Origin of the sequence: Pseudomonas sp. C6002 (assembly GCF_013385805.1) — a bacterium.
GTDB lineage: Bacteria > Pseudomonadota > Gammaproteobacteria > Pseudomonadales > Pseudomonadaceae > Aquipseudomonas.
Map to the genome: position 1 here is coordinate 95,883 of NZ_JACAPH010000039.1, position 10,599 is coordinate 106,481.

Sequence of the window (10,599 nt, forward strand, 5' to 3'; positions counted from 1 at the left end):
GGCTTTTTCATGCCTGCAGATGACGCTGATAGCGCAGGCCCATTTCACGAATCCCGCTGAAGGCAGAGCCCAGCAACACGGGATAAGCCGCCTGCAAAAAGCCTGGCGTGGCCGTCGCGAGAGCCCGCTCCAACCATAGGCAGGCCTGCACTTCGTCGCCGTCGTGAGCCAGCTCCGCAGCATGGTTGTATTGCCCGCGGAAATCCCCGGCCTCGGCTGAGCGCTGATACCACTGGCGCGCCAGTTGAACATCCTTGGGCACCACCACGCCTTCATGGTGGAACCGACCCAACAGGTTCATCGACTTGGCGTGCCCCTTGGCCGCAGCCTGGCGGAACAGTTCATATGCCGCGACAAGGTCACGCTCCACACCACGGCCACGCGTCAGCAACTGGCCGTAGTTATACAAACCCCAATCCAGCCCCAGATCGGCGGCCTTGCGGTAATGCCGCGCACTGTCTTCCAAATCGACCTCGCAGCCCCAGCCATTCTCCAGGCAGCGCCCGATCATGTTGATCGCCATGGGGTGACGCTGCCGCGCAGCGATGCGAAACCAGCTCAACCCCAGCGCCTCATCCTTCTGCACGCCACGACCGTCGAGCAGCAGCTGGGCCAGGGTCGCCTGTGCGTCGGCATCTCCCAGCTGTGCCGCATGCATCACCCAGCGCACATAGGCACGCGGGTTATCACCGATATCCGAGGGCTCGCTGCCTGGCTGTGCGCTCTGCATTCCTGCCCCGAGTAGCGATCAAGGACCGCAAAAAGTTTCATGATTTATTTGGTTACAAAGTATTACATTTGAGATCGCTTATCAATTACGATCGCATCTCACTAACACTAACAAGAGATTACTCCATGGCTACCGGCATCAGTTCTGCCCCCCTCTCATCGCGGCATTTGCTCGCGTCGGCAGTGGGCCTGGCAGTGGCTGCGCAAGGAGGATTCAGTTACGCGGCGGAGCCCGCACCAGAAGACAACACAGGGGTCATCCAACTCGGCGCGACCAGCATCGAAGGCCAGGCCCCGAGCCAGAGCGTCTACAACCCTGTGGCGCCTTCTTCCCCCAAGTACACCGAGGCCCTGCGCGACACGCCGCAGACCATCACGGTGGTGCCCAAGGAAGTCATTCATGACCAGAACCTGCTGACCCTGCGCGACGTGCTCAGCACCGTGCCGGGGATCACCTTCGGGGCCGGCGAAGGTGGCAGCGGGTATGGCGACAGCATCAACCTGCGCGGCTTCTCCGCCAGCGGCGACATCTACGTAGACGGCGTGCGTGACAGCGCGCAGTACAGCCGAACCGACCCGTTCAACCTGGAGCAGGTCGAAGTCGTCAGCGGCGCAAGTTCGGTGTATTCCGGCTCCGGCGCGGTCGGTGGCACCATCAACCTGGTGAGCAAACAGCCGGAATTACGCGACAAAACCACCATCAGTGCGGGCATCGGCACCGATAACTACAAGCGCACCACCCTGGACACCAACCAGACGCTGAACGACACCACCGCGTTCCGCCTGAACCTGATGGCCCATGGTAACGACGTGCCTGGCCGCGATTATGAAGATTACGAACGCTGGGGCATCGCGCCCTCCATCGCGTTTGGCCTGGGCACGCCGACACGTGTCACCGTCAGTTATGAGCACCAGAAAGACGACAACACACCGCAATACGGTATCCCCATCTACAACGGCAAGCCCATGCCGGGCGTGGGTTGGAGTGACTACTACGGCTACCACAACATCAATGACCAGCAAATCACCTCGGACTCGTTCAGCCTGAAGCTCGAACACGACTTCAACGACGCCGTGTCCGTGCGCAACTTCACCCGCGTCGAGCGGGTGCGCCAGGACCTGCGCGCCTCAGGCCCCGAAGGTGCATTGACCGGCTGTCTGGCCAGCGGCACCCAGATCACCGGCGCCCCTTGCGCCGCAGGCCTGCAGCCAGGCTACTTCCAGCCAAGCGGCGGCTCACTGGGTAACGAGCGCAACACCCAGAACAAGATGTTCACCAACCAGACCGACGTCACCAGCCACTTCAGCACCGGGTTCATCGACCACACGCTGGTGACCGGCATCGCCATCAGCCGCGAGGAATACGAGGCGGATACCGGTAAATGGCTGACCAACGCCAACGGCAGCACCATCGTCCCACCACCGGTCAGCTACAGCGACCCGAACTCCGAATGGTCCGGCCCCGTCAACTTCACCCGGGCCGCCCACATTGACGGCGCGCTGAACAACCGCGCCGCCTATGCCTTCGACACGCTCAAGCTCAACCCACAGTGGGAAATCAACGGCGGCCTGCGTTACGAGCACAACGCCGGCAGCTCGGTGACCAATGCCTATTCCAGCACTGGCGTGGAAACGCCCGGCACTCGCTACGGCCAGGCGGATGACCTGACCTCCTACCGCCTGGCGCTGGTCTACAAACCGGTGGAAAACGGCAGCTTCTATATCGCCTACGGCAACAGCAAGACGCCGTCCCAGGCCAGCGTCAATGGGGGTTGCTACACCCCGGCCAAAAGCTCAAGCATCGCCACCAACAACTGCGATGTTTCCCCGGAAACCGCCGTCAGCTATGAGATCGGCACCAAATGGGACCTGCTCGACAATGCCCTGTCGCTGACGGGCGCGATCTTCCGCAATGACCGCACCAACTATAAAGTCGCCGACAATGACCCGAGCAACCTGAGCGGCACCCAGACCCTCGACGGCAAGGCACGTGCAGACGGTGTGGCGCTGGGCCTGAGCGGCCAACTTACTGACCACTGGAAAGTCTTCGCCAACTACACCTACCTGAACACTCGTGTGCTGCGCAGCGCCAGCGATTACACCCTGGCGACCACCGGCATCGACGTGCAGAAAGGCGAGCCGCTGACCTTCACCCCCAAACATGCAGCCAGCATCTGGACGGTGTACGACCTGCCCTACGACTTCCAGGTGGGCTACGGCATCACGGCGCAAACCAAGCAGTACCTGGTCAGCGCCGCCAACTCGCCGACTTCCCCCGGCTATGCGGTGCAGCGTGCGATGCTCGGTTACAAGGTCAACAAACAGTTGAACCTGCAGCTGAACATCAACAACCTGTTCGACAAGGAGTACCTCACCCGTATCCGCAACAACGGTTGGGCAGTGCCCGGCGATGGCCGCGCGGCAGTGGTGTCGGCCGACTACACGTTCTGACAGAGCCACACCCAAAAGCCCCGGGAGCCACACTCTCGGGGCTTTTTCATGGGCGATACAGGCCCACGCCGCCATTCGGTTTTCCGAACGCCATAGCTCAACCTATTCGGTTTGCCGGACCAAAACAGGAGAAAAAACCCGTAACACAAAGTTAATCTCTATATAAATCATATGGTTAACCTTTTATTTCTGGTCTGGCACGACTCATGCTCTACACTCGTAGGCGATTGCCTGAGGCGCCTCAGGAGCCGTCACAGGCTTTCGCAGTACTGTTTATATAAAAACGTGGCCGTCCCAACCGGTCTCATAAAAAAAACAAATGTCGAGGAAGTATTGATGCGCATCGTTCCCCATATCCTGGGCGCAGCTATCGCTGCTGCTCTGATCAGCACTCCAGTTTTCGCCGCCGAACTCACCGGCACACTGAAGAAAATCAACGACTCCGGCACGATCACTCTCGCTCACCGCGACAGCTCCATTCCGTTTTCCTATATCGCGGATGGTTCGGGCAAACCCGTGGGCTACTCCCACGACATTCAGCTGGCTATCGTTGAAGCCCTGAAAAAAGACCTGAACAAACCCGACCTGAAGACCAAGTACAACCTGGTCACCTCGCAAACCCGTATCCCGCTGATCCAGAACGGCACCGCGGATATCGAGTGCGGCTCCACCACCAACAACGCCGAACGCGCCCAGCAGGTTGACTTCACCGTCAATATCTTCGAAATCGGCACCCGCCTGCTGGTCAAGAAAGACAAGGAAGGCAAGCCGTCCTACAGCGATTTCGCCGACCTGAAAGGCAAGAACGTCGTGACCACCGCCGGCACCACGTCCGAGCGCATCATCAAGGCGATGAACGCCGACAAGCAGATGGGCATGAACGTCATCTCCGCCAAGGACCACGGCGAATCCTTCCAGATGCTGGAAAGCGGCCGCGCCGTTGCCTTCATGATGGACGACGCGCTGCTGGCCGGTGAAGAAGCCAAGGCCAAGAAGCCGGACGACTGGGTCATCACCGGTACTCCACAGTCCTTCGAAGCCTACGCCTGCATGGTTCGCAAAGACGACCCAGCCTTCAAGAAGGCCGTGGATGATGCGATCGTCGGCCTGTACAAGTCCGGCGAGATCAACAAGATCTACAGCAAGTGGTTCGAGAGCCCGATTCCACCAAAAGGCCTGAACCTCAACTTCCCGATGAGCGACAAGGTCAAGGATCTGATCGCCAACCCAAGCGACAAGCCAGCGCCTGACGTAAAAATCTGATACCTGACTAAGCTTATGTCCTGAGGGAGCCAACCCTCCCTCAGGCGTCTGTTGCTACCTGCTGGCTTTAATTTTGGAACACTCGACCTGGCGGTTTTCGAGCCGATCGCGTGTGCCTGGCGTTCACCGTCGGGCGGGAAAGGATCTTCCCCAAGCGGGTGCTTGTACATCGATCGATCTCGAGGGGAGACCCTAATGAATTACAACTGGGACTGGGGCGTGTTCTTCAAGTCCACCGGCGTGGGCAGCGAGACTTATCTCGACTGGTACATCGCCGGCTTGGGCTGGACCATTGCCATCGCCGTCGTGGCATGGATCATCGCCTTGCTGCTGGGGTCCATTCTGGGCGTCATGCGCACCGTGCCAAACCGCATCGTATCGGGCATCGCGACCTGCTACGTGGAACTGTTTCGCAACGTACCGCTACTGGTTCAGCTGTTCATCTGGTATTTCCTGATACCCGACCTGCTGCCGCAGAACCTGCAGGACTGGTACAAACAAGACCTCAACCCGACCACCTCGGCCTACCTGAGCGTTGTCGTGTGCCTGGGCCTGTTCACCGCTGCCCGGGTGTGCGAACAAGTGCGTACCGGCATCCAGGCGCTGCCACGGGGCCAGGAATCCGCCGCACGCGCCATGGGCTTCAAGCTGCCGCAGATCTACTGGAACGTGCTGCTGCCCCAGGCCTACCGGATCATCATTCCGCCGCTTACCTCAGAATTCCTCAACGTCTTCAAGAACTCCTCCGTGGCGTCCCTGATCGGCTTGATGGAACTGCTGGCGCAAACCAAACAGACCGCCGAGTTCTCGGCCAACCTGTTCGAGGCCTTCACCCTGGCCACGCTGATCTATTTCACCCTGAACATGAGCCTGATGCTGCTGATGCGCGTGGTCGAGAAGAAAGTCGCCGTGCCCGGCCTGATCTCCGTGGGGGGTAAATAATGGACTTCGATTTCAGCGGCATCATCCCCGCCATCCCGGGCCTGTGGAACGGCATGGTCATGACCTTGCAGTTGATGGTCATGGGCGTGGTCGGCGGCATCATCCTGGGTACGATCCTCGCGCTGATGCGCCTGTCGTCCAGCAAACTGCTGTCGCGCCTGGCCGGCGCCTACGTGAACTACTTCCGCTCGATCCCGCTGCTGCTGGTGATCACCTGGTTCTACCTGGCGGTGCCGTTCGTGCTGCGCTGGATCACCGGCGAAGACACCCCGATCGGTGCGTTCACCTCCTGCGTCGTGGCCTTCATGATGTTCGAGGCGGCGTACTTCTGCGAAATCGTGCGGGCCGGCGTGCAGTCGATCCCCAAGGGCCAGATGGCCGCGGCGCAAGCGATGGGCATGACCTACGGCCAGACCATGCGCCTGATCATCCTGCCCCAGGCGTTCCGCAAGATGACCCCGTTGCTGCTGCAACAGTCGATCATCCTGTTCCAGGACACCTCGCTGGTCTACACCGTGGGCCTGGTGGACTTCCTCAACTCCGCCCGTTCCAACGGCGACATCATCGGCCGCTCCAATGAGTTCCTGATCTTCGCCGGTGTCGTCTACTTCATCATCAGCTTTTCCGCCTCGCTGCTGGTCAAGCGTCTGCAAAAAAGGTTTGCCGTATGATCTCTATCAAGAATATCAACAAGTGGTATGGCGACTTCCAGGTGCTGACCGATTGCAGCACCGAGGTTAAAAAAGGCGAAGTGATCGTGGTGTGCGGGCCGTCCGGCTCGGGCAAATCGACCCTGATCAAGTGCGTCAACGCCCTGGAACCGTTCCAGAAAGGCGACGTGGTGGTCGATGGCACCTCCATTGCCGACCCGAAGACCAACCTGCCGAAACTGCGCTCGCGCGTCGGCATGGTGTTCCAGCACTTCGAGCTGTTTCCGCACCTGACCATCACCGAAAACCTGACCATCGCGCAGATCAAGGTATTGGGCCGCAGCAAGGAAGAAGCCACCAAGAAGGGCCTGCAACTGCTGGAGCGCGTCGGTCTGTCGGCTCACGCCCACAAGCACCCGGGCCAGCTTTCCGGCGGCCAGCAACAGCGTGTGGCGATTGCCCGTGCGCTGGCGATGGACCCGATCGTCATGCTGTTCGACGAACCGACCTCGGCCCTCGACCCGGAAATGGTCAACGAAGTGCTCGACGTGATGGTGCAGTTGGCCCAGGAAGGCATGACCATGATGTGCGTGACCCACGAAATGGGTTTCGCCCGCAAGGTAGCCGACCGGGTGATCTTCATGGACGCCGGCAAGATCATCGAAGACTGCCCGAAAGAGGAATTCTTCGGCGACATCAGCGCCCGCTCCGAGCGTGCGCAGCACTTCCTCGAGAAAATCCTGCAGCACTAAGCACTGCCCTGTTGTGGTGGGTCGGGCAACCCCACTCACCACAACTGGTTGACCCAAGGCATCTGTGATGAAATGCGACCCCAACCTCTTTCGCGCCGCGCCGCCATCACTTGCCGTGAAGCCTCGTCTGATTCGCCAATTGTTCCTGCCGCCGCTGATCATCGCCCTGATGATCGGACTGGGTTACGTCGGCTTCTGGATCAGCGAGTTCTATGGGATCCGCACCCTCAGCGATACCGGCGAACGCCAACTGGAATTGCACGCCCGCACCGTCGAGAGCGAACTCAGCAAATACACCTACCTGCCCAGTCTCCTGGAGCTGGAATCCAGCGTCTCCAGGCTGTTGGCCGACCCGAATCAAGAAACCCGCAAAACCGTCAACGACTACCTCGAAGGCCTGAACCGGCGCAGTCGCAGCCGGGCGATCTACGTGATGGACACCACCGGCCGTGTGCTGGCGACCAGCAACTGGCGCGATGCCGACAGTTACCAGGGTGAAGACCTGTCCTTCCGTGCCTATTTCCAGAATGCGGTGCGCGGCCAGCCCGGCCGGTTCTACGGCATCGGCAGCACCAACGGCGAACCCGGCTATTACCTGGCCCATGGTCTGGAAGAGCACGGCAAGATCATCGGCGTCGCCGTGGTCAAGGTACGCCTGGAAGCGCTGGAAGAGCGCTGGCAGCGGGCGCGCCTGGAGGCCTTCGTCAGTGACGAGAATGGCATCATCATTCTCTCCAGCGACCCGGCCCGTCGCCTCAAGTCCGTGCGGCCATTGAGCGATGACACCAAGGACCGCCTTGCCCACAGCCTGCAATACTACTGGGCGACGCTCAACGAGCTGGAACCACTGGCCCGCGAGCGCCTCAACGAAGGCACCGAGAAGTTGACCTTCCCGGCCAACAGCGAAGTGGTGGCCGACGAGCATGAGGTCAGCTACCTGGCCCAGACCCGCCCACTGAACGACACCCCCTGGAATTTCACCCTGCTCACCCCGCTGAACGACCTGCGCCGGGCCGCCATCAACCAGGGCATCCTGGTGGCCGTAGCCTTTGCGCTGGTGGCATTCCTGCTGATTGCCTGGAACGAGCGCCGCAAGGTGATTGCCACCCGCCTCGCCGCCCGGGAAGCCCTGCAGGAAGCCAATAACCAGCTGGAGCGACGGATTGCCGAACGCACCACCGACCTGCGGGCCAGCAACGAGCGGCTCAAGAGCCAGATTCGCGAGCGGCGCCAGGCCGAGGAAACCTTGCGCCGAGCCCAGGACGAACTGGTGCAGGCCGGCAAACTCGCGGCCATCGGCCAGATGTCCACCAGCATCGCCCATGAATTGAACCAGCCACTGGCCGCCCTGCGTACCCTGTCGGGCAACACCGTGCGCTTCCTTGAGCGTGGGGCGCTGGACACCGCCAGTGCCAACCTCAAGACCATCAACGAACTGATCGACCGCATGGGTCGCATCACCGCCAGCCTGCGCTCCTTTGCCCGGCGTGGCGATGACCAGGGCGAAGCCAATCTGGGCAAGGCGGTGGACGCTACGTTCCAGATCCTCGGCAGTCGCCTGGAGACCCTGCCGCTGACGGTGCACCGCCACTTCAGCAGCGCGCAGTTGCAGATCGACCAGACACGCCTGGAGCAGATCCTGGTCAACCTGATGGGCAACGCCCTGGACGCGATGCAGGCGCAACCGGCCCCCGAACTGTGGCTGGAAGGCGACATCGCCGACGGCAAATATCGCCTGCGGGTACGCGATAACGGCCATGGGATTGATCCCGAGACCCGCAAGCATTTGTTCGAACCGTTCTTTACCACCAAACCCGGCGAACAAGGCCTGGGCCTCGGCCTCACGCTGTCGGCCAGCCTCGCGGCGGCGACCGGCGGCAACCTCGCCGTCGAGCATCCGGCCAGCGGTGGTACTGCCTTTGTCCTGAGTTTGCCGCTGGCGAGCCCTCAACAAGTCGAGTCGAAATGAACGCAGAAAAAACCACCGACCTGACCGTCCTGATCGTCGAAGACGACCCCCATGTATTGCTCGGCTGCCAGCAAGCCCTGGCCCTGGAAGACATTCCCAGCGTGGGCGTGGGCAGTGCCGAAGAAGCCTTGACCCTCGTCGGTGAAAACTTCGCCGGCATCGTCATCAGCGATATTCGCCTGCCGGGCATCGACGGCCTGGAGTTGCTGACCCGGCTCAAGGCCCTGGATAAAAGCCTGCCGGTGGTGCTGATCACCGGCCACGGCGATATCTCCATGGCCGTGGGCGCGATGCGCAACGGCGCCTATGACTTCATGGAGAAACCCTTCTCTCCCGAGCGCCTGGTGGACGTAGCCCGCCGCGCCCTGGAACAACGCGGTTTGGCCCGGGAAGTCTGGTCGCTGCGCCGGCAACTGGCCGAGCGCGATTCGCTGGAAGGCCGGATCATCGGTCGCTCCCCGGCCATGCAGAACCTGCGGGAATTGATCGCCAACGTCGCCGACACCTCGGCCAACGTGTTGATCGAGGGCGAGACCGGCACCGGCAAGGAATTGGTCGCGCGCTGCCTGCACGATTTCAGCCGGCGCCACTCCCACCAGTTCGTCGCCTTGAACTGCGGCGGCCTGCCCGAGAACCTGTTCGAAAGCGAAATATTCGGCCACGAAGCCAACGCGTTCACCGGTGCCGGCAAGCGCCGCATCGGCAAGATCGAACACGCCCACGAAGGCACGCTGTTCCTCGACGAAGTGGAAAGCATGCCGATGAACCTGCAGATCAAGCTGCTGCGGGTGTTGCAGGAACGCACCCTGGAACGCCTGGGCTCGAACCAGAGCGTGGCGGTGGATTGCCGGGTGATCGCCGCGACCAAGTCCGACCTCGACGACCTGAGCCGCGCCAACCAGTTTCGCAGCGACCTGTACTACCGCCTCAACGTGGTGACCCTGGAACTGCCGCCGCTGCGTGAACGCCGCGAAGACATCCTGCAGTTGTTCGAACACTTCCTGCAGCAGTCGTCGCTGCGTTTCGACCGCACCGCGCCGGACCTCGACAACCAGACCCTGTCCAGCCTGATGAGCCATGACTGGCCGGGCAACGTGCGTGAACTGCGCAACGTGGCCGAGCGGTTTGCCCTCGGTTTGCCGGCGTTCAAGAAAAGCGGCGCCAGCAGCGGCAACCATGGGCTGGCCTTTACCGAAGCGGTGGAGGCGTTCGAGCGCAACCTGCTCAACGATGCCTTGCAACGCAGCGGCGGCAACCTGACCCAGGCCAGCCAGGAACTGGGGATGGCCAAGACCACGTTGTTCGATAAGGTCAAGAAGTACGGGCTGAGCCACTAGGAGCGCATTGTGGATTTATTGTTGAAGGCGGCATTGGGTGCGGGGGTGGTGCTGATTCTGGCGGCGCTGGCCAAGACCAAGAACTACTACATTGCAGGGTTGGTGCCGCTGTTTCCGACGTTCGCGTTGATTGCGCATTACATTGTCGGCAAGGGTCGGTCGGTGGAGGATTTGAAGACCACCATCGTGTTCGGGATGTGGTCGATCATTCCGTACTTTGTGTACCTGGCGACGTTGTATGTGATGGTTGACCGGATGCGTCTGGAGGCTTCGCTGGCGGTGGCGGCGGTGGCATGGTTGATGGCGGCTACGATTTTGGTCAGCGTTTGGGTTCGCATGCACGCCTGACATGTGGAGCCGAATGAGTGTGTTTGTCCATTTTTTTGGTAACGGCTGATATTGGTTCCGCTCTTACAGCGGCTCACTTTTGAACAGCGCAAAAGTAAGCAAAACGCTCTTGCCCCACCACTCGGCTCCTCGCCTAGGCTCGGTGTGCCCTCACTCCG

At 61.0% G+C, this 10,599-nt stretch carries 9 protein-coding genes; 8 read left to right on the plus strand and 1 reads right to left on the minus strand.

Annotated features, from left to right (window positions below):
* Nucleotides 1-7 precede the first annotated feature (7 nt).
* Entirely contained in the window at nucleotides 8-730 is a 723-nt protein-coding gene (locus HX817_RS27660; protein WP_003208726.1) for a tetratricopeptide repeat protein, read from the minus strand.
* A 125-nt stretch (nucleotides 731-855) separates the two neighbouring features.
* Here HX817_RS27660 and HX817_RS27665 point away from each other — a divergent pair, with 125 nt between their 5' ends.
* From HX817_RS27665 to HX817_RS27700, 8 genes are all read left to right on the plus strand, one after another.
* Nucleotides 856-3,180, plus strand: a complete 2,325-nt coding sequence (locus tag HX817_RS27665) for a TonB-dependent siderophore receptor (RefSeq protein WP_102369838.1) — start codon at nucleotides 856-858, stop codon at nucleotides 3,178-3,180.
* A 336-nt stretch (nucleotides 3,181-3,516) separates the two neighbouring features.
* A complete protein-coding gene (locus HX817_RS27670) occupies nucleotides 3,517-4,443 on the plus strand; it encodes a glutamate/aspartate ABC transporter substrate-binding protein (RefSeq protein ID WP_008433481.1) in 927 nt (308 codons plus the stop codon).
* 195 nt (nucleotides 4,444-4,638) lie between these two features.
* Nucleotides 4,639-5,385 carry an amino acid ABC transporter permease gene (locus HX817_RS27675; RefSeq protein ID WP_003208731.1) on the plus strand — a complete coding sequence of 249 codons (747 nt, stop codon included), beginning with the start codon at nucleotides 4,639-4,641 and terminating at the stop codon, nucleotides 5,383-5,385.
* Nucleotides 5,385-6,056, plus strand: coding sequence for an amino acid ABC transporter permease (locus tag HX817_RS27680; protein ID WP_003208733.1), 672 nt, complete (start codon nucleotides 5,385-5,387; stop codon nucleotides 6,054-6,056). The genes HX817_RS27675 and HX817_RS27680 overlap by 1 nt, the downstream gene beginning before the upstream one ends.
* On the plus strand, nucleotides 6,053-6,787 hold the full coding sequence (locus HX817_RS27685; RefSeq protein WP_003208734.1) for an amino acid ABC transporter ATP-binding protein: 735 nt from the start codon (nucleotides 6,053-6,055) through the stop codon (nucleotides 6,785-6,787). The genes HX817_RS27680 and HX817_RS27685 overlap by 4 nt, the downstream gene beginning before the upstream one ends.
* A 67-nt stretch (nucleotides 6,788-6,854) precedes the next feature.
* A complete protein-coding gene (locus HX817_RS27690; RefSeq protein WP_003208735.1) occupies nucleotides 6,855-8,756 on the plus strand; it encodes a sensor histidine kinase in 1,902 nt (633 codons plus the stop codon).
* The gene (locus HX817_RS27695; protein ID WP_003208736.1) at nucleotides 8,753-10,093 is read left to right on the plus strand and encodes a sigma-54 dependent transcriptional regulator; all 1,341 of its coding nucleotides are present in this window, start codon (nucleotides 8,753-8,755) and stop codon (nucleotides 10,091-10,093) included. Before HX817_RS27690 ends, HX817_RS27695 begins: the two co-directional genes overlap by 4 nt.
* A gap of 18 nt (nucleotides 10,094-10,111) precedes the next feature.
* Complete coding sequence (locus HX817_RS27700; RefSeq protein WP_174717800.1) at nucleotides 10,112-10,441, plus strand: GlpM family protein; 330 nt, start codon at nucleotides 10,112-10,114, stop codon at nucleotides 10,439-10,441.
* The last annotated feature ends 158 nt before the right edge of the window (nucleotides 10,442-10,599 follow it).

Excerpts from the sequence above, each read along its gene's own strand:
- HX817_RS27660 (WP_003208726.1), bottom strand. The coding sequence starts at position 730 with ATGCAGAGCGCACAGCCAGGCAGCGAGCCCTCGGATATCGGTGATAAC.
- HX817_RS27665 (WP_102369838.1), top strand. The coding sequence starts at position 856 with ATGGCTACCGGCATCAGTTCTGCCCCCCTCTCATCGCGGCATTTGCTC.
- HX817_RS27670 (WP_008433481.1), top strand. The coding sequence starts at position 3,517 with ATGCGCATCGTTCCCCATATCCTGGGCGCAGCTATCGCTGCTGCTCTG.
- HX817_RS27675 (WP_003208731.1), top strand. The coding sequence starts at position 4,639 with ATGAATTACAACTGGGACTGGGGCGTGTTCTTCAAGTCCACCGGCGTG.
- HX817_RS27680 (WP_003208733.1), top strand. The coding sequence starts at position 5,385 with ATGGACTTCGATTTCAGCGGCATCATCCCCGCCATCCCGGGCCTGTGG.
- HX817_RS27685 (WP_003208734.1), top strand. The coding sequence starts at position 6,053 with ATGATCTCTATCAAGAATATCAACAAGTGGTATGGCGACTTCCAGGTG.
- HX817_RS27690 (WP_003208735.1), top strand. The coding sequence starts at position 6,855 with ATGAAATGCGACCCCAACCTCTTTCGCGCCGCGCCGCCATCACTTGCC.
- HX817_RS27695 (WP_003208736.1), top strand. The coding sequence starts at position 8,753 with ATGAACGCAGAAAAAACCACCGACCTGACCGTCCTGATCGTCGAAGAC.